Below are 19,865 nucleotides of genomic sequence, written 5' to 3' on the forward strand. Positions count from 1 at the left end.
GAAATATTAATTCTGTATAGTGAAAATAAAGATAAATTAATAAACAGGTTTGGAGGCGGAAGCCATGGATCGCAAAGAATCCCGTTTAGCGGAGTGCTTTACCCTGAAGGAGGAGCCGGGCAGGCTGATTATTGGTACGGCGAAGTATTTGATGCAGGTGGATACAACCGGATGCTGCTTTTCCTTTCATTCACCTGATCGTGAAGTCATTGCTGCGGCACATGAGATTTCGGGAATCCGATTTTCCTCTCCAAACGAAGAGGAGGTTCACGACGCGTTATCCGCTGCGCTGGTTTCCTTCAACGAGAGTCAAGTGCAACTCTGTGTGACAAATCGAAAAGGGGATCAAGCGGACGTTCGGATCGAGCCCTCCTCCAGCTTTGTTAAGCTGCAGGTGCTCCCCCGGACGGAGGGAAGGTATACCATTGACGCAAGGACGGCGCCGCTGCAGCCGGTATACGGGCTTGGAGATCACGGAGGCTATGGAGACAGCACGGACGTATTCGGTATCACCGACAATCACTTTTTGAATGCGAACGACGGTAAACGCTTCGTGTCCAATTTCGCCGTGTTTCCGGCGGCAGGCTTTGCACAGGTGCTTTTTGAAGAGGGCATAAAGCGGGTGAGAATCAACGGGGAAGAAAACGCGCTGGGGGCGTCGGGCGTCAGGGCGGTGTCCGGTCTTTACTATTTTATCGGGCCGCTGGAGCAAATGTATATGGATTATAAGCTGGCGCGACATCGGGAAGGATACCCCGACCTGAAGCCGAAGTACGATTTTTTCGAGGTTGGTTATGAAGCCTTCGGGTCATTGGGGTGGAATACATATCAGCAGTCCGTGCTGGAGGACCTTCAAGCATATATTGATAAAGGTTATCGCTTAAAATGGGCCGTCATCGGCTCCGGATTTTGGAAGGGAGACCGGCAAGCGGACGATCAGGGGGCTACCACCAGCTTCGGAATATGGGATGATGAACACGAGGAAGGAAGAGCGGACGGGCTGCCCAATCCCAGGTATCCGGACAAGGAGGCGTTGAAGGAGTTTTTCCACTCCCGCAGGATGAAGCTGATTCTTGGGCTGCGGATTAGCTTTAAGGCACTCCCGGAGCATGGGGGACATTACAACGCATTGCATGACGGTGAATTTGTTCAGGAAGGACTGGAACGGGGTTATTTCGTAACCGATGAGAAGGGGAGCCCGATCACGTACCGGGTTCAGTTTCCGAAAGGGGCCGTTTATTTGTTGGACGCCCGGAAGCCCGATGCGGTGAATTGGTATTTGTCTCTGGCAAGGCTTTGGGGGGCCGACGGCTTCAAGGAGGATACGATGCTGAAGGACGGCGCGCTGCTTCGAAATGATGCCAAATGCAATGCGACAAACGCCAAGCTGATGGAGGCCGGATATTATTCGATGGTTCGTAATGCCGCCTATTCCGTGCCGGGGGAAATTTTGCGGCTGGAGGATACGATGTACGGCATGGATCAGGACCGCCCGGCCATTAACGGGCTGAACTACGCGGCGAGCGGTGCTTCGAACGTCTATGTAGATATCATTGCGGGTAAATATTTGAAAACCCCGTTGACGGAGGATCAAAAGATCTACTTTGTGCGCAATGCCATGTTTGCTGCCGTGTTCCCGGCGATGTCCGTAGGACTCGGACCATGGAAAATGAATCATGAAGCCTACGAGGGTATTGTCAAAAAAGCCTGTGATTGGCATTCGGCTATGGCGCCTTACATTTATAGCGCAGCTTTGGACAGCTTTCATACAGGATATCCGCATACGATGACGCCCCTTCCGATTGCATATCCCACGGATACGAACACATACGGATTGGCTTCGAAGCAGACGAAGCAATATGAGTGGATGCTAGGCCCTTCCCTTCTGGCTGCTCCGGCTTATGGCAGCGATTACGCTCAGGTGATGGCGCGAGACGTGTATTTGCCGGAAGGAAAGTGGATCGATTATGAAACGGGAGCGGTCTATTATGGCCCGGTGACCTTGAAAGGTTACGAATTGCCGCCGGTCAAAATTCCGGTATTTATCGGCGGGAAGGGAGTTATCGTCGTACGAGATGAAGAGGACGGCCGGTTATACGCCGAGGTGTATCCTATCCGGCAGCAGGGCTCGCAGTATAGGTTCCGTTATCCTGACGGCAAGCAAACTTCTTGTATCACGAACGATAATACAGGGTGGAATCCCGATACCTTAGAGATTGTTGAGTTGGAGTCCGGGGACAAAGTATCGTTCCGCTTCAACGCCGTAACAGGTGCCTGTCGCTTCCGTTTACGCGAGGGGGCCAACTACCGGTTGGTAGGAGGAATGGAATGCAAAATGCAGGAGTAAATATTCCCGATGCTGTCATGACGCGAAGCCGGAACAACTTTCCGGCTTTTTTTATGCAACTAAAACTGGAAATTTCCGTCTAATAGATAGCTGCGGAAGGCGAAAGGGGGATTCGGGAAGAAAGTTGAATCGGCTGCCTATGAGCCACTCAACTTCGTAGTTTACGACGAGAACGGGGGGCTTATTGCCGGGCTGCTGAGTCACAGGTTTGGCGAGGTTGTTTCTTTGGACATTCTATGGGTCGAGGAAGCATGGATACCCGTGATTTTCAGGCACCGATTTTTACTTGAAGCAAGGATACGTTATCTTCGGCACCTTGGAGAATACACCTCTTCACGGGGGGGAAAAGGCTTTTCATGCAAAAAAGAGTTGATAGAGACGGAGAGTGAACCATGACACACGCGGTTGTTCCATATCAAGAGGACCATCATGATACATTAGTCGATATATGGTATAGGGCCGTTGTTCGCACCCATACCTTTTTGGCTGCAGAGGATATAGATTTTTACCATCAGATGGTGAAAAGCGGGGTGTTGAGAGAAGTGGAGGTTTGGGTCGGTCTGAACGATAATCAAAAACCTGCCGGATTTATTGGACTGGACGGTACGAAAATAGAGATGCTGTTCGTGGATCCGAATGAACACGGGAAAGGGATCGGCAGCCGATTAATCCGGCATGCGGAGCAAATCAAAGGAAGCATCCTGCAGGTTGATGTGAATGAGCAAAATGAGGGGGCACATGTCTTCTACAAACGACTGGGCTTCGTACAAACCGGACGTTCGGAGCTTGACGGTTCAGGGCGGCCCTTTCCCTTGCTGCATTTTGAATATCGGGGGTCCAGGTGAAATAGTCTGCTCTTGTCGAAGGAGGCCGGGAATGAAGGCATTGAAGGTATCGATAGTTGTTATTATGGGTGTATTCGTATGTGTCGCAGGAGCAGCCGCTATATTGATGTTTATCGTACTTCATAAACCTGATATCGGACCGTTTAACGTCAATGATATTTCTTCGGACGAAACTTCCCTCAGCATTGCCACGGATTTAAGTACAGGGAAAGGAACGCGTCTTATCACCAAAACGAATATAGACGGATACTTGATTTCAATGTTTACCGTGTATCCGTATGACGGGGAGTTTGGCATAGCGAAATTCGAGCCTCTTAGAAAGAAAGACAGATACAAGTTTGGCTCAGCAGTGTTCTCCAAGGACCCCATTCAAGTAATAAGGTTTCGTACCAAAGAAAAGGAGATGCTTGCGATCGGGATTCGAAGGGAATCAAGACTGCAGAAATTGATTGTTAGGAGGGGAGAGGAGAAGGTAGAAAAAACGTGGGATACGGAGCGGGATGTGTTAGAGGTGATTCACTTTAGTTCACGAGGGTCCACTGATGAAATCATTCTAACCGGCTACGACAGTCAAGGACTAGAGCAGGCTAACGTGAGAATCCCTCCCGAATCGGGAAAATAACCATAATCATGATGAAGGGAGCTGAGAGACTTACGTAGGACGCTTAAAGAAAGGGCATCATAATCACCAACGTTCATGTGAATAATAAAATCAAGTATTGATAGTGAGATAGGAAAGTTAGATATAAGCAAAAAATCCTTTGCTCATCCTTGGCGGACACGTTAAAGTTATAATGGAAGAAGACTCTGCCGATTCGTCTGCGCATCCATTCGATCTCCCGCGGTGCATTTCCGCATGGCAGGAACAAGCACTCTCTCATGGATTTACAAATAAATTACGCGAAGGGTATTGACTTGTGGAACTGTAAACACTATTGTAACAGATAGCAGACCGAATCCAGGGTCTCGTACAGACAGATATTTATAGGAGAAGGAAGTGGAATTGAGAATGAAGCAATACAATACGCGTGCCATCATGGCTTCGCTGCTCATCTGCGGATTTGTCGGGATGTTCAGTGAGACGGCGCTCAACATTGCCATCAGCAATTTAATGGTCGTGTTCGGCATCACCGCGGCTACGGCACAATGGTTAACCACAGGGTTCCTGCTAACGCTCGGGATCCTGATGCCGATGACCGGTCTGCTGCTGCAATGGTTCACCACAAGACAGCTTTTCATCGGCTCGCTTGCAAGCTCGATTGTCGGCACGTTGATCGCGGCGCTGGCGGTGAATTTCGAAATGCTTATGGTCGCACGGGTTTTGCAGGCGGCCGGTATGGGTCTGCTGATCCCATTGATGTTTAATACGATCCTTGTCGTCTATCCTCCGGAAAAGCGGGGCGCAGCCATGGGCTTCGTCGGTCTCGTGATCATGTTCGCACCGGCAACCGGTCCGACAGTGGCGGGTCTCCTGATCGAATATTTAACATGGCACTATATTTTCTGGTTATCTCTTCCGTTCTTAATCATCGGGTTGTTGGTTGGACTGAAGTATTTGGAAAACGTCTCAGAGGTGACAAAGCCTCGCATCGACCTGCTGTCCGTCATTCTTTCCACCATTGGCTTCGGTGGCGTCGTCTTCGGCTTCAGCAAGGCGGGCGAAGGCGAGGGAGGCTGGACCAGCCCTGTTGTCATCGCAACCATTATCATCGGACTGGTGGCGCTTCTGCTGTTCGTGCTGCGCCAACTGTTCATGCGTGAGCCGATGATGAACCTGCGCGTCTTCAAATACCCGATGTTTATTGTGGGTTTGCTATTAGTACTCTCCTGTATGATGATCATTCTATCGAGTATGATTATATTGCCGATGTATCTTCAGAAAGGGATGAGTTTGTCTGCCTTCACTGCAGGACTCATGCTGCTGCCGGGCAGTGCCCTGAACGGCATTTTGTCGCCGCGCATGGGACGTCTGTTCGATAAGTACGGCCCGAAGTGGCTCGTAATTCCCGGTTTGGCGATCGTTGCGGCGATGCTGTGGTTCTTCTCCGGCATTACACCGGCATCTTCGGTGGCGTTCATCGTCGCGCTGCATATCGGCCTGATGGTGGGTATCTCCATGGTATGGATGCCTGCGCAGACCAACGGCTTGAACCAGCTGCCACCGGAGCTGTACCCGCACGGTACGGCTGTCATGAACACGCTGCAGCAGGTAGCCGGTGCCATTGGCACAGCGGTAGCCATCAGCATTCTGACAAGCGGCATGGAGAAGTATTTGCACGGGTCCGCGGCTCCTAACGAGCTGGCCGAGATGTCCAAAGCGATGACGTTCGGTTCGCAGAATGTGTTCTTGTTCGCAATGACCGTGACCCTAATCGGCCTGGCCATGGCGTTCTTCATCCGCCGTGTCGTTGTCAAGCATGCAGCAATGAATCCGATGCATTAATTTTAGGAGGGGGCCGAATAGGCTCCCTTTTTTTCGAGAACATTGGGAATAGGAGCCGTTATTTATGAATTTCTTCATTAGGCAGGAAATGCCGGACGACTATGAACAAACGGAGATCGTTGTAGAGAGTGCATTTGCAGCGGCACAACACAGTGATGGTAATGAACATAAGCTAGTGTCTCGGCTCAGGAAATCGGACTCTTTCATTCCTGAATTATCTTTAGTGGCGGTTCATAAAGAAACCGGGCAGGTAGCGGGGCATATCCTTTTATCTAAGATCAGCATTAACGTTGGGAATCAAGCAGTCGAATCCCTAGCTCTTGCGCCTCTTTCGGTCTTACCTGCATATCAAAATAAAGGCGTAGGCAAACAGTTAATTCAGGAAGCGCTGGCTGAAGCCAAAAGGCTCGGGTACCATTCTGTTGTCGTCTTAGGCCATTCGGCATATTATCCGAGGTTCGGTTTCAAAAAAGCATCGATATGGGGAATCAAAGCTCCGTTTGAAGTGCCCGATGAAGTATTCATGGCGATTGAGCTTCATGAAGCTGCGCTTGCTCAGGTTTCGGGGGTTGTGGAATATCCCAGCGTGTTTTTTATGAATGGCTAAGGCTTGGCGATTGCTGCGAATCGGCACAACATTTTGCTCATTTGGTCGAGCTTTACAACTAACTACCTGTCCCCAGAAATGTGTTAAACTAGAATCGCTCACGTTCACAGGCAATCGCCCGCGGCAAAGCAAGCAGCAAATCCCATCCGACTTCCCGTAGATGGACTTTATACATTGTTAATATCTTATTTAGAAAATTTCAAGAGACCTGCTCTATACTGTAATAGAAGGAAACGCGTTTCCCTATCAAGATGAAGAGGAGATCCATTATGAGATTTGGTAAAAAAAGCATGACGGCAGTCGCATTCACGGTTGGAGCCTGCGTCTTTCTATCGACCGCCTTTGCCGATGCGATGCTGGGATCCGGTTACGACCAGTTGAAAGGTACGGCCAAGAATACCGCGGCGCAGATGGAAAAGGGACTAAACAATTACACGGTTGAAGCGTTGATATCGCTAAAGGATAACGGACAATCCTTGTTTCAGGTTTCCAACTTCAGTAAAATTGATACCGAGAAGCAAGCAACCGAAAACACATCCACAACGCAGTATTCCAATGGCGAAGCAAGATCCAATTTTTCTTATTTAGACAAAAAGTATTCCGTCTATAAGAACGAAACGGATAACAAATATTACGTGAGCGAAATGCCGGAGAGTATTGAGAGAGGCAACAGTTTCAGCAACCCTTTTAACGAAAAGGGAGCGCCGGAGGTCGAGAAGATTGTGGACGCCATCGTCGGCAATCTGAAGGATTACGTTCAGGCGGAGGAACGCCCTGAAGGGGGCAAGGCTTACTCGGGGAGCTTGTCCGAAGCCCAGGTGCCCGCTGTGGTGAATGCGGTAGCGTCCTTCGGCATCAAGCAGATGATTAACGAGCGGGGCCGCATGGAGAGAAATTCGAACATGCCGGATATCGAAAGTGATATCTATGTAAAGAAAGTAACAGGAACTGCTTTGGAAAACAAAGCAGGATTGCTGGAGAGCCTGACGGGAGACGTCATCCTGACCGGTAAAGACAAGAATGGGGCGCAGCACGATCTGTCGCTTAGCGTTATCTTCAAGCTGTCCAATATTGGAAGCACGAAAGTGGCTATGCCTGACTTAACGGGAGCCAATGTAGAGCGCGTTAGTCAAAACGGCGGCTTCAGCAGCAAATATGTCGGTAAATATTCGAACAACGTTATCAAAGAGAAGGACGGCAAATTCGTCAAAATCGGCGAAAGAACGCTGGAAATTTTAAGTATCAGTGAAGATAAGGTGACCGGTAAGTACTATGAAACTGCGAAGCCGGGCTTTGAAGCCGAATTCGGCGCGGCAGACAGCTTCCAGTTCGAATATAATCTGAAGCAGAACGGTAACGGCATGAATTTCTTCAAGTACACGAACGCGAAGGGTGAACAGAAGAACGGACAGCTGCATGCCAGCGGCTCGGGTAAGCTCTACCTTGAGCTGGATATCGAAGTCCTTGACAGCAATTCGTTCCGCTCCCAAAGTCCTGACAATTTCGATAGAGAATTCAGCCGGGTATTTGAGTAGTAGGATATAGCTGAGGGAAGCCGCTTAGGCGGCTTCCTGACCATTTTTTGGGGAGATGTTGGCATTCATGGATAAAGCAATGGAGATCACCGGGTTAACCAAGGTATATCCTAACGGCCGCGGCATCAGTGATCTAAATTTGACGGTAGATCAAGGAGATATTTTCGGCTTTCTCGGGCCTAATGGCGCGGGGAAGACGACGGCCATGAAGATGATGGCGGGACTCATGAAGCCGGATCGCGGCGATGTGAAAATTTTTGGCGCCAGCGTCCTGGACGACTATGTCAATGCGATGAAGCATGTTGGCTGTATTATTGAAACGGCGGAGTCCTATCCGTACTTGACGGCCAATGATAACCTGAGGTTATTCGCCAGGTTCTATCCGCATGTGGACCAGCGAAGGATCGACGAATGTCTTGAGATAACGGGCATGCTCAAGTACAAGAACGAAAAGTCCAGAAAATTCTCGCTTGGAATGAAGCAGCGTCTGGGGGTAGCGGCTGCCATTTTGTCCAAGCCGAGGCTTTTGATTATGGACGAGCCCTTGAACGGACTCGATGTCGAGGGAATGCTGGAAATGCGGAGGCTGATCAAGCAGCTGGCCCTGGAAGGCACTACCTTCTTTATTTCCAGTCATCTGATTCACGATGTGGAGCTGACCTGTAACCGAATCGGAGTCGTTTATGGAGGCAAGCTTGTCAACGTAGACTATACGAGCAGCATTCTTGCGAATTACTCGTCGCTGGAAAATTATTTTGTTAGTGAGGTGGACCGCAATGGCAGGGTTTAAAGCCGCATTCTTGAACGAAGCCGTCAAGCTGCTGAAGAAGAAGAAGCTGATTGCGGCAGTCATCTTGTCCATCCTCGCTGTCATCGTGGGGCAAATTGCCGTAACGGCCATTAAGCATGGGCTTGGACTTCGCGTCGTCGGAAGCACTGAATTTCCATTGGTGGTCCTATCTATTTTTTCCTATACAATCCTGCCTTTATTCGCCACCTTCGTAGCCATCGATATGTTTAACGGCGAATTTTCGTCCAACACGATGAAAATTACGCTCACGAGACCGGTAACGAGGTTTGGAGTGTTTAGCGCCAAGGTGCTGAATATTGCGCTATTCATTGCGGTGAACCTGTTTTTTGTGATGGTGCTTTCCTTGCTTGCAGGGTTCTTGTTTAATATGTCTTCCTCCGGCGTGATGGGAGTCGTCCGGGTCATTCTTTCCTATCTGGCTACGTTCCTTCCGGTATTTGTCTTTTCCTTGCTGGTAGTGCTTTTGTCGAATATATTGCGCGGCGGTCTGGCGGTCTTTTTCCTTTCTGTCATTGCTTTCGTCGGTCTTACCTCTCTAGGGATCGTGTTCTCAAGCTATTCCAGCTTTTTCATCACGCCGATGTTTGACTGGTACACGCTGTGGATTTCGGAATCGATGAATGTATTCAAAATCTTCCGCCAGCTCATCATTATGTCCGGATGTGGTATGATGTTATTTGCAGCGGGCTTTTATGTATTTGATAATAAGGATCTGTAGGATATAGTAAGCGAGGAAACGACATGCAGTTAACCAAACGGTTTTTCACGATGAATGCACTGACTGTATTGCTTTCCATTGGTTTAACGGCATTGGCTGCAGTGATCTTTATTGCCGCGTATACGAAGGTTTTTGGCGGTGAGGCGTATGTCGACGGATGGAAAAGGGTGTACGAGGTCAGAACGGGCTTAAGCGAGCTCAAGCGGGAAGCGATGAACCTCGAATTCGACCAGCTCATGAACAAATCCTATCAGCATGAATTGTTTGAACGGGTAAAAGCGCTTGGGGGCAGTGCCATTCTATTGAAAAATAGGGAGGTGCTGCAGTCCACAAGAAATTTCAGTGACATAGACATCGAAAGAAGCCTCATGCTTACAGGCGGCACACCGAATCAGGATACCCTTGAGCTTGACGGCAAGGTGTATTTGTTTGCCCGGGCTTCGTACCAGCTAAGGTCCGGCGACGAGGGGATCCTGCTGATGCTCGCTCCTGTGCAGCTCAACACCGATTTCTATATGCTGCTTGGGATCTTTACCGTCTGTTTTTTCCTTATCGTCTTTCTCCTGTTGAATTTCTGGGTGTCTTACCGGTTCTCCCGCGGCATCATACGGCCCGTCTCTAGATTGCGGGATGCAGCGGTGAAAATTAGTGAAGGCGACCTGAGCGGCGGAATCGCGGAGGAAGGCGAGGGCGAGGTCCGCGAGCTCAGCAGAACGCTGGAGCTGATGCGAATCAAGCTGAAGGAATCGGTGTATTTGCAGCAGAAATACGATGACAATAGAAAATTCCTGGTGTCTAGCATCTCTCATGATTTGAAGACGCCGGTTACATCGATAAAAGGGTATATCGAAGGGATCATGGACGGCGTGGCCGGCACCCCTGAGAAAATGGCGGCGTACTTGGAGACGGCCCGTTCGAAGGCCATTCTGGTCAATACGATGATTGATGATCTGCTCTTGTATTCCAAGCTCGATTTAAACCAGCTGCCCTATCATTTTGAAAAGACCGATCTCGCCAGTTATTTTGAGGATTGCGTTGCGGATTATCGTTATGAGTATGAGAAGGCGGGTATCCGTTTAGAGCTGGTAAACCAGCTCGAAGGAACGGTTTGTGCGTTAGTGGATCGTGAAAGGCTCAAGCGGGTGATCCAAAATATACTGGATAATGCCACGAAATATTCGGACAAGGATGATGGCAGGGTGACTATTTTTCTTCGGGAAACCCGTACATCAGCGATAATCGAGATTAAGGACAACGGCAGAGGCATCCCTCAGGAGGAGCTTCCGCATATTTTCGATCGGTTTTACCGGGTCGATTCCTCTAGAAAAAGCGCGGACGGCAGCGGTCTTGGACTGGCGATAGCCAAGCAGCTCGTGGAGGGTCACGAAGGGAAGCTATGGGCTAGAAGCGCAGTTGGGGAAGGAACCAGTATGATAATATCTCTCAAGAAGCTATAGGTATGGGCGGGAGGATGCAATGAAACGGATTCTTATCGTGGAGGACGACCAAAGTATCGCCAATCTGCAAAAGGACTACCTCGAGCTAAGCGGCTATTCGGTCACCATCGTGAGCGGCGGCCAAGAAGGTTTACAGGCTCTGAAGCAGGAGGAGTATGACCTTGTCATCCTGGACATTATGCTGCCCGGGATGGACGGGTTCGAAGTGCTCAGAACGATCCGGGAGCAGGATGACATCCCTGTGCTCCTGGTATCCGCAAGAGCGGAGGAAATTTATAAAATCAACGGGTTGGGTCTCGGTGCAGACGATTACATTACGAAGCCGTTCAGTTCAGCAGAGCTGGTCGCGCGGGCGAGCGCCCATCTGAAGAAGTATGAGCGGATGAAGGAGCGCTTCGGCAAGGAAACGACGGGTACGAAGCTTCAAGTCCGCGGCCTTGAGATTCACAAGGATTCCCGAAGAGTATTCGTGAACGGCAACGAAGTGATGCTGGCGCAGAAGGAGTTCGACCTGCTCCTGTTCCTGTTTGAGCATGCGAATCGCGTCTTCGGAAAGGAAGAGCTGTTTGAGCGAATTTGGGGAATGGACGCGCTTGGCGATACCTCAACGGTGACGGTTCACATTTCCAAGATTAGGGAAAAAATTGAGGAGAACCCGTCCAAGCCGCAGTATATCGGCACGGTTTGGGGATCGGGGTATCGATTTATCGTGTAACGGGTTGGCAAGGACCGGGCTGTCGTGCCTTGCAATAAAGGCTGGGTAGGTGGAATCGCCGCCTGTGGTGCAGTATTCGTTATGGACGCGGAAGGATATAATGTTTACGCCAACCTAGTACTTTAACGTCTTCATTTTGCGGTATTTTGACGGCGAGACACCTTTAATTTCTCGAAAAATCCGCGAGAATGTATTATAAGATCCGTAGCCAACCTCCAGTGCGATTTCAGAAACGCTCATCTCGGTTGAAACGAGAAGGCTGCACGCATGGCGGATGCGAAGATCTTGCAGGAAGTGGACGTACGATTGGCCGGTAGCTTTTTTAATGATTTCACTGATTCTGGAGATGCTCAGAGAGAAATTCTTGGCAATTCCCCCCAGAGTCAAATTCTCCTGATAATTGCAATTTATATAGTGGATGATCGGCCAGGCGGCTCCTGCTGATTTGCCTGAGGCGGGCTCCCCATTCGGTGTCGTACCATTCTTCCTCCGGTAGCGGTCGAACCGGATGAGAAGCTCCTTCAGCTTAACCTGCAAATAGCTGTTCCGCCATAGTTCGCTGCCGGCGTATTCCTCGATCATTTCCTCAAGCTGGCTGTCCATCCACACTTTCTCCTTCCCCTCAAACTGAACGAAGGAAGGCAGTCCTTCGATACCATTCACCATGCCGTTCATCAGCTCTTCTTGATTCTGCTCCGTCAGCAATTCCATACTGAATCGACAATTGTACAGAATGAGCTCCGATCCCGGATCGGTGAACAATTCATGAATTTGGTACGGCAGCAAAAAAGAAAACGTCCCCGCCTCCATGCGATGCTTTACCCCATTGATCGTTTCCCAGCCTGTCCCGCTCTTGACGTATGAAAATTCAAGGTAATCCTGCCGGTGGGAAGGGTAGCCTTTCTTCAGTCTATTAATCAGGAGCTCGAACTGGAACGGGCTATCTTTAGTCGTATAGCCTTTCAAGTATCTTGGGAAATGTGACATATTGGCTGGTCCCCTCAGAAATTATGGGATAATTATCGAAAAACACGTTAGGTTTTTTTCCTTTGTTTATTTTACCATAAATAAAGTAAGTGAGTGCTTATAATAGGGGGGAACAAGTTGAACCGGAGGGCGCAGCGAGTTGAATTTGAACAGACTAAACAAATCTATGAGAGTGAGACATTGGTATTTCATGGGGTGGACGGTTTTGATGTCTACAATATTTCGATTCCGTTTACACGGGAAGGGAAGCGCTATTTGTTCGGGCGGGTAGAGCGCCGCGAGGAATGGGCTCGCTCCTGGGTCCGCCTGTTCGAGGAGACGGGACAGGATGAATGGACTGTTGTGAAAGACAGCATGATTTATACGCTGGAAGACCCTTACATCACGGAGCTCGGTGAAGAGCTTGTGATGGGCGGGACACATGTACAATATCAATCTGGAAAATACAGCACGTTTTTTGGATATTTTTATCGGGGCACCGACTTCAACAATTTATACTATTTCACTACCGGACCTAACAAAATGAAGGATATTCGTCTTGTTCCGTTGTCGGATGGCAAGATCGGCGTCTTCTCGCGTCCGCGCGGCGCGGGGATGAGAGGCAAATATGGAAGCGAATCAATGATCGGCTTCACGGTCGTAGACAGACTGGAGGAGCTGACTGCGGACGTCATCGAGAATGCGCCTTACATCCACGGCATCTTCGGGGAAGGCGAATGGGGAGGCGTGAATCAGGCATATCTGCTCGACAGCGGCAAAATCGGCATCATCGGTCACATTTCCTATAAGGATGAGGATACGAACGGAGGGGAAGTGAAGGTATACCTGAACATGGCCTTCGTTTTTGATCCAACCACTCGCGAGTCCATGGACCTTCATTTGATTGGAAGCCGTACCTGCTATCCGCCTGGACATGCCAAGGCGCCGCATTTGGTCGACTGTGTCTTCGCTTCGGGAATTGTGATGCGTTCGGACGGCAAGGCCGATCTTTACAGCGGCATTGGAGATTGCCAGGCGGGACGTATTACGATCGACTATCCGTTCGAGGGACATGGGCGTATTGTCTAGAGGTTATCCCGGAGTCATGATTCTGGGGTACTTACCAATATTGAATGGGGGAATCGATATGAAAATGAATCGAATGGCCGCACTTTTACTAGTATTATTTGCAACCGCTTGCAGCAGCGGTAATGACGGTAAATCGGCCGGTGAGCAGTCCGCCGTTGAGAATAATGCTCCGCCTCAGGTTTCGACAGAGCCTGTCACGATCAAATTCGCGCTGAGCATGGGATGGCTTGGACCTGGCGAATACCAGAAGTATGTAGAGGAGCCGGTGAAAAAGCGGTACCCACACATTACGATCGAGCCCATCGATTTGTCCAAACCGGAGAACGGCTTCGATAAGCTTATGGCCGCAGGCAACATACCGGATTTGGTGATGACCGCTTCACCGATTATTTACCGGTTTGTAGGGACCGGAATGGAAGATAGTATCGAACCGCTGATCAAAAAATTCAATTTCGACCTTTCCCGGCTAGACCCGATTGCGGTAGAATCAGTGAAGTCGGCAAGCCTGCAAAACAACTTAATCGGTCTTCCATGGACGATGCACTTCAGTGCTCTCTACTATAATAAAGATATCTTCGACAAATTCGGTGTACCGTATCCGAAGGACGGCATGACCTGGGAGGAGACCAGAGAGCTGGCCAAAAAAGTGACACGCAGCGAAAACGGTGTGCAGTATCGGGGCTTGGAGCCGGATAAGTCGACCCGCCTGGCCTCCGTGCTGTCATACGGCCTTGTCGATCCGGTAACAGAGAAGCCGACCGTGAATAATGATAATTGGAAAAAAATATTCGAGTTGCTCAAGAGCATCTACGACATTCCTGGAAACAATACACCCCGTTTGGCTGGCGGAGGTACGGATCAGTTTAAGAAAGAACGGACTCTCGCTATGCTGGCTTCCAATAATAACCTACCGAACTTGAAGGATGCACAGGATTTGAACTGGGATTTGGTCCAGTACCCGTCATTCAAAGAACGTCCTAACACCGGCATGCAGGTAGATGAGTGGATTCTTCACGTCACGGCGCAGAGTAAGTACAAGGATCAAGCGTTTCAAGTCATCTCCACGATTCTATCCGATGAGGTACAGACGGAAGTAGCCCGCAACGGTAGGCTGCCGGTAGTGAAGTCAAGCAACATTGAGCAGGAATTCGGCAAGAACTTGGATTACTTGCAAGGCAAAAATCTGAAGGCGGCCTTTATGTCCACTCCCGCAAAAGCGCTTCCGGTAAGCAAGTACGATTCGTTCGCTGATGGTTATATGTCCAATGCCATCGTCCCAATCGTCAAAGGGGAGAAAGATATTAACACGGCACTGAGAGAAGCGGAAGAACAAATTTCGAAAAATATTGAAACGAACCGGCAAAAATAACTCGGCAATAAATGGAAGAAGAAGGTGAGCCTGATTTGCGTTAAGCTATAGGCGAACTATAGCTCAATAACCATCATGAAAAGGCACGCTGGTAGTTCCGGCTGCCTTTTTCCACGTTAACGGGTGATAGTTTAATACAAACTTGGATTGGTTTCTGAGTGTTCGATAACAACACTTAATTTTGAAAGTGAAAAGTTCAAAATGTAGGCGAACGATAGGAGTTCCATATGTAACAACTTTTTTCTGACCCGGTCCGTTCGAAGGTCGGGTTTGTAGCTCCTTGGTCGCGTGGGATCGGTAGCTCATTATAGAACCTGTTGGCATAGCATTGGAGTGTCGCTAACAGGCCCCCGTGATGAGGTGGGCGGACGATCTAAAACAAATTTGTTTACAAACCGATGGTCGGTATATATAATGGGTATCAGCAAACCAATTATTGCTAAGTGGGGGACTAGTTTTGAAACAAGAGGAACGTAGGCAACAAACCATAAGACTGTTGGTCGACACGACAAGAGAATTAATAAGGGAAAAGGGCTGCCATAGCATTACAATGCAGGATATTATGGGCAGATCCGGCCTTTCAAAAGGGGCAATCTTTCACTATGTGAAGAGCAAAAACGAAATCTTTGTTTGGGTTCTGCAAGAGGGTCTCGAAGAAACAAACAAACGCTTCATGAATGAAGTTGAGCAAGGGCGCCGAAATTTCGAGGAGCCGATGCAGAAAATCAAAGAGAGTATCATCACTTACGAAAATCCACATAACGTTACGAATAAAGTACTGTTGTACTTGCTTGGAAAAGAAGAAGAGCCTGCGGTCGCGGAAGCGTTGAGACAGTATTACGAACGGTCGGTGTATTTATCCAAGGTATGGATTGAAACCGGTCAGTTGCATGGAGTGATTCCTAAAACAGTTGAGGCAGAAAAAACAGCTGAAATGTTCGTAATGATGACATTCGGTTTGCGGGTCCGCTCCAGTATTCCGTATACAAATGCGGCTTTTAAAGCTCAAGATGTAACGGAGTTTATTATTGATATTTTAAACCCTGCAGCGGATGGGACCAGGGAGCAGAAGGATGAGGTCATGTGAAACTCTGGTTCGTTGTTATATTAATGGCCGGAAATATCATCACAGTAATACGGGCCGACTTGACCGGAAATCCATTGATCATTTCACCATGCAGCGAGGAACTTCAAGCTCGCAGACTATGTTTTTACCATTCGGCGTGGCCGCTACTTTACTCCCAATCGTTATTCTTTACCTTATGGTGATGAAAGCACTCTAAAGTCGCTTGCAATACATCGGAAAGGGGAGATTCAGTTGATTCCGCTTTATGTGCTTATTGGGGCATTTCTGTTTTTTCAAATGTTGGGAGTGCTCGGTTTGAGTTATTTCGAAGATTGGCATACTTCGCTTCAGGGAGCAGTGTCGGTAATGCTGCTCGTTACTGCATCCGCACATTGGGGGAGCATGCGCCCCGACCTGATCCGCATGGTGCCTAGGGCACTCCCAAGAAAGGATTGGATCGTGACCATAACTGGGGTGTTTGAAATCTTCGGGGCAGTCGGAATCTTGTTCCCCGCAACCTCAAGAACGTCATCCATCTTATTAGCTTTACTACTCATAGCAATGTTTCCAGCCAACATAAAGGCGGCTAAGGAAAAATTGACGATTGGCGGACGACCTGTTCCCAGGCTGCTGTTGCGTACAGTTTTGCAAATCGTTTTTCTATCGGCGATTCTTTTGGCCGGTTAAGCAGGAAAGACTAACTCGTCTTCCAACAGTAATGAGTAGATTTCTTCCCTGTTTGGGGAATTTCATTCTGAGTGAATTAATCCAAAGTAAAAGCCGGTGCTGGTTGTCACTTTGAATGATTCAGCACAAGCCCGCGTCGTGCACGGGAAAAACGGGATCATGATTGTGTCGTCCGACACCTTTGCACTCCATTTATTACGGCATCGTGGCGTAGGTACGGGTACCAAATGCAGGAAAAACTAAGAGCTGTTCAGCAACACTCTTGAATACTTGCCAGTATTTTGGACATCCGGAGTATTGAATAAACGTTACTGAGAATGTCAGAACAATAACTAAAACGGAGAGGCAGACGATTTGAAACGGCTGCCATTTCCACTTTGGTTTATGAATTTCCGGTACACGACGCATTCAGCAGTCCCACGGCTACCCCGTGCAGTTTGGCAGAGTCTGTCAAGTTTTCACTTCTCTGTGATCCACTTCTCCTCCACATGCAGGCGTATCCACTATCTTCATTGGTTTTCCAATGTCCAATTAGATTGCAGGGTTTTGCTTTATGAATTTTGGGATCATGGAAGTTAGACCAATTAGCTGGAGTGGGCGCAGGTAGAATTACGAACGATCAATTTCGTATCAATATGAATTTTTGAGGTGATAGAAGCCCCTTCATTCTCTTTTAATTCAATCAGCTTGGAAACGGCAGTTTCCGCAATGACCTCCGTCTCTACATGTACTGTCGTTAATTCAGGAGAGATGACGACTGCTTCGTGAAATTATCGAAACCGATTACAGAAATATCCTGCGGTACTCGAATACCCAGTCTCATGAAAGATTTAATTACACTAATAGCGATATAATCGCATTCACAGAAAATCGCTGACGGCAAATCCCCATTACGATCACGTATAGCTGAGGTGAACTCCTCTTGTGGTGAGACAATAGTAGGGGATGCAGTAAACAAATCTTTCTCAGTTACTGCCAAACCCAATTCGCCAAGAGCATGAATAAACCCTTCCTTACGAGCGTTAAAATTATGCATACGAACATTGGACTGTACGTATCCAATCCTCTTATGACCAAGGCTTACTAAATGCCGAACTGCTTGGTATGTGCCTAGCTGGTTATTCATTAAGATGAAATGGGTGTCGAGTGTGTTGTGGCATGTATCAAGGACGACGAGGTTTTGGTGTCGAGCAGCTATCATTTCAACATTCTCACGGGATAGATTCGTACCAAGTAATATAATTCCCCCAGATTCATACTCATGTTCAAGTTCTTCAATCTTTCCTTCCGGTTCGGCAGAAGGTACCGAATTAAACAATAAAACAAGCCCCCGTTTCCTGCATTTTTCCTCTAAGTAGTGAATGAGCTCCATGAAAAAAGGCTGCTGATTGTAGTGCTCCAACACGATTCCTTCGTGGACGCAGGCAACAAAGCGAACCATATTCCCGAAAGTCGGCATCTTCTCTGTGCGAGTCGACCGTGGGGTATAACCTTGGTTCCTGACAATATCTAAAATTCTATTACGTGTATCCCGGCTTACTCCCGGTTTTCCATTGATCGCTAAAGAAACAGCGGACTTGGAAACATTGGCCAGTTTAGCTATTTCCTCAACTTTCATGAGATCGTTACCTCCGATTATTGAATAAAACAGCATGATTTATAGAATCGCAATACTGTACATTGATATAAAAAACAACTAAAAATAGTATTTATATCGATTTACAGCCTAAAATATGCTGAAAACAGCAAGTTTTTTTTGATGAAACAACTAAACAAATATCTACAATTTATATAAAACAGTAATTGACAATCAAAAATACAAAGTGTTAACATTGTTCTATGAAACGATAGTGTTTTTGTGTTTATGTAGGTGAAAACAAATGATTTTACAAGAATATGAGCTTTTTTACTCTTAAGGAGAGAATCGGATGTCACAATGGAATAAAGGCGCTTTATTGGGCGATCGGTACCGGGTGATTGTTTCAACAGATATCGGCGGGAGTGATCCGGACGATTTTCAATCCATGGTACATTATTTATTGTATTCTGATTTATTTGATACGGAGGGACTCATTTCGTCCCCATGGGCACAAGGCCGTAAGGAGCACATATTGGAGGTCATTGACGAATATGAGAAGGATTTCGAGAACTTAAAATCGCATTCCGAACATTACCCTGACCCCGATTACTTACGGTCCGTTACCAAGCAAGGTACAGTAGATTTTGCACCGTACAAGGGTTACGATAAACCGACTGAGGGATCGGATTGGATTATCCAGTGTGCCAAAAAGCAGGATGACAGACCTCTGTATATTTTGATTTGGGGTTTGCTGGAGGACTTGGCTCAAGCCCTTCATGACGATCCGAGTATCGAGGAGAAGCTGCGGGTTTATTATATTGGCGGGCCGAACAAAAAATGGGGTCTCAATGCTTACGAATATATAAGAACTCATTTTCCAAACTTATGGATTATTGAGAACAATTCCACTTACAGAGGGTGGTTTGTCGGCGGGAATCAGGATGGTGACCTAGGTAATGAGTCATTTGTTGCACAACACATCAGTCAACATGGTGCAATGGGGGATTATTTTGCCAATGTATTAAGCGGGAAAATAAAGATGGGTGATACCCCGTCTGTCACGTACTTGCTTAAGGGAGACCCGGAGCAGCCGGAGCATCCGAGCTGGGGAGGCAGCTTCACCAGAGTCAGGAATCGCCCTTTATTCGTATTTGATCGAAATACAACGAAAGAGGATATTATCGAGGTGTTCGGCATTCTCGAGCTCGTGTTTCGCGGACCGGTTCTGGATTCCCCAAGTGATGTATGCGTATTTACGCTAGTTGTTGAGGGGCAAAAGTTTGAAGGCTTTTATCTTGGTAATGGAGAATACCGCGTTCGCTTTATGCCCAAAGCGACCGGACACTGGTCGTATGAGACCAAAAGCGATATCGCCGAGTTAAACGGACAAACCGGTGAGTTTACTTGTATAGAGGAATCCGCGGCGAGACTAGGGTATGACGCCGCTTATCCGAATTGGTGGTCGGATGTATTGGATACCGACTTGCAAGAGGATTCGCATAAAGGAGCAAAGACTGTGAGCATGTGGAGAGAAATGTTCCTGCGTGATTTCCAAGCTCGAATGGATCGCTGTCTTCCTAACGGGGAGCGGACTCCGTCTTAAAGCAGCCCTTATCGCTGTAAAACGGCTA

18 protein-coding genes are annotated in these 19,865 nt (G+C 48.1%); 15 read left to right on the top strand and 3 right to left on the bottom strand.

Going from position 1 to position 19,865, the window contains the following annotated elements; all coding sequences use genetic code 11:
- Window positions 1–64: 64 nt before the first annotated feature.
- From RAC89_RS31110 to RAC89_RS31155, 10 genes are all read left to right on the top strand, one after another.
- The gene (locus tag RAC89_RS31110) at window positions 65–2,347 is read left to right on the top strand and encodes a TIM-barrel domain-containing protein (RefSeq protein ID WP_306617574.1); all 2,283 of its coding nucleotides are present in this window, start codon (window positions 65–67) and stop codon (window positions 2,345–2,347) included.
- A gap of 392 nt (window positions 2,348–2,739) precedes the next feature.
- On the top strand, window positions 2,740–3,192 hold the full coding sequence (locus RAC89_RS31115; protein WP_306617576.1) for an acetyltransferase: 453 nt from the start codon (window positions 2,740–2,742) through the stop codon (window positions 3,190–3,192).
- A 31-nt stretch (window positions 3,193–3,223) separates the two neighbouring features.
- Window positions 3,224–3,814, top strand: coding sequence for a hypothetical protein (locus tag RAC89_RS31120; RefSeq protein WP_306617578.1), 591 nt, complete (start codon window positions 3,224–3,226; stop codon window positions 3,812–3,814).
- Between the two features lie 387 nt (window positions 3,815–4,201).
- The gene (locus RAC89_RS31125; protein WP_306617900.1) at window positions 4,202–5,635 is read left to right on the top strand and encodes a DHA2 family efflux MFS transporter permease subunit; all 1,434 of its coding nucleotides are present in this window, start codon (window positions 4,202–4,204) and stop codon (window positions 5,633–5,635) included.
- Between the two features lie 64 nt (window positions 5,636–5,699).
- Complete coding sequence (locus RAC89_RS31130) at window positions 5,700–6,242, top strand: GNAT family N-acetyltransferase (RefSeq protein ID WP_306617580.1); 543 nt, start codon at window positions 5,700–5,702, stop codon at window positions 6,240–6,242.
- A gap of 269 nt (window positions 6,243–6,511) precedes the next feature.
- The gene (locus RAC89_RS31135) at window positions 6,512–7,777 is read left to right on the top strand and encodes a hypothetical protein (protein WP_306617582.1); all 1,266 of its coding nucleotides are present in this window, start codon (window positions 6,512–6,514) and stop codon (window positions 7,775–7,777) included.
- Between the two features lie 67 nt (window positions 7,778–7,844).
- On the top strand, window positions 7,845–8,567 hold the full coding sequence (locus RAC89_RS31140; RefSeq protein WP_306617584.1) for an ABC transporter ATP-binding protein: 723 nt from the start codon (window positions 7,845–7,847) through the stop codon (window positions 8,565–8,567).
- Window positions 8,554–9,306, top strand: a complete 753-nt coding sequence (locus tag RAC89_RS31145) for an ABC transporter permease (protein ID WP_284645261.1) — start codon at window positions 8,554–8,556, stop codon at window positions 9,304–9,306. Before RAC89_RS31140 ends, RAC89_RS31145 begins: the two co-directional genes overlap by 14 nt.
- A 23-nt stretch (window positions 9,307–9,329) precedes the next feature.
- Window positions 9,330–10,763, top strand: coding sequence for a sensor histidine kinase (locus RAC89_RS31150; RefSeq protein WP_306617586.1), 1,434 nt, complete (start codon window positions 9,330–9,332; stop codon window positions 10,761–10,763).
- 19 nt (window positions 10,764–10,782) lie between these two features.
- Window positions 10,783–11,478 (top strand): response regulator transcription factor, encoded by a 696-nt coding sequence (locus RAC89_RS31155; RefSeq protein ID WP_306617588.1) that lies wholly within the window; start codon window positions 10,783–10,785, stop codon window positions 11,476–11,478.
- Between the two features lie 114 nt (window positions 11,479–11,592).
- On the opposite strand, the gene RAC89_RS31160 is transcribed toward RAC89_RS31155, so the two are convergent.
- Window positions 11,593–12,465, bottom strand: a complete 873-nt coding sequence (locus tag RAC89_RS31160; RefSeq protein WP_306617590.1) for an AraC family transcriptional regulator — start codon at window positions 12,463–12,465, stop codon at window positions 11,593–11,595.
- Window positions 12,466–12,582: 117 nt separating this feature from the next.
- On the opposite strand from RAC89_RS31160, the gene RAC89_RS31165 reads away from it, so the two are divergent.
- From RAC89_RS31165 to RAC89_RS31180, 4 genes are all read left to right on the top strand, one after another.
- Window positions 12,583–13,533 carry a DUF1861 family protein gene (locus RAC89_RS31165; RefSeq protein WP_306617591.1) on the top strand — a complete coding sequence of 317 codons (951 nt, stop codon included), beginning with the start codon at window positions 12,583–12,585 and terminating at the stop codon, window positions 13,531–13,533.
- A 58-nt stretch (window positions 13,534–13,591) separates the two neighbouring features.
- A complete protein-coding gene (locus tag RAC89_RS31170) occupies window positions 13,592–14,902 on the top strand; it encodes an ABC transporter substrate-binding protein (RefSeq protein ID WP_306617593.1) in 1,311 nt (436 codons plus the stop codon).
- A gap of 457 nt (window positions 14,903–15,359) precedes the next feature.
- On the top strand, window positions 15,360–15,989 hold the full coding sequence (locus tag RAC89_RS31175) for a TetR/AcrR family transcriptional regulator (protein ID WP_306617595.1): 630 nt from the start codon (window positions 15,360–15,362) through the stop codon (window positions 15,987–15,989).
- Between the two features lie 231 nt (window positions 15,990–16,220).
- The gene (locus tag RAC89_RS31180) at window positions 16,221–16,655 is read left to right on the top strand and encodes a DoxX family protein (RefSeq protein ID WP_306617597.1); all 435 of its coding nucleotides are present in this window, start codon (window positions 16,221–16,223) and stop codon (window positions 16,653–16,655) included.
- A 584-nt stretch (window positions 16,656–17,239) separates the two neighbouring features.
- Here RAC89_RS31180 and RAC89_RS31185 read toward each other — a convergent pair.
- Window positions 17,240–17,407: a substrate-binding domain-containing protein gene (locus tag RAC89_RS31185; protein WP_306617902.1), complete on the bottom strand. Its 168-nt coding sequence runs from the start codon at window positions 17,405–17,407 to the stop codon at window positions 17,240–17,242.
- Complete coding sequence (locus RAC89_RS31190; RefSeq protein ID WP_306617599.1) at window positions 17,392–18,273, bottom strand: LacI family DNA-binding transcriptional regulator; 882 nt, start codon at window positions 18,271–18,273, stop codon at window positions 17,392–17,394. The genes RAC89_RS31185 and RAC89_RS31190 overlap by 16 nt, the downstream gene beginning before the upstream one ends.
- A 310-nt stretch (window positions 18,274–18,583) precedes the next feature.
- Here RAC89_RS31190 and RAC89_RS31195 point away from each other — a divergent pair, with 310 nt between their 5' ends.
- Window positions 18,584–19,837 carry a nucleoside hydrolase-like domain-containing protein gene (locus RAC89_RS31195; protein ID WP_306617601.1) on the top strand — a complete coding sequence of 418 codons (1,254 nt, stop codon included), beginning with the start codon at window positions 18,584–18,586 and terminating at the stop codon, window positions 19,835–19,837.
- Window positions 19,838–19,865: the final 28 nt, after the last annotated feature.

This window comes from Paenibacillus sp. GD4 (assembly GCF_030846225.1).
In the GTDB taxonomy this organism is placed as follows: Bacteria; Bacillota; Bacilli; order Paenibacillales; family NBRC-103111; genus Paenibacillus_G; species Paenibacillus_G silviterrae.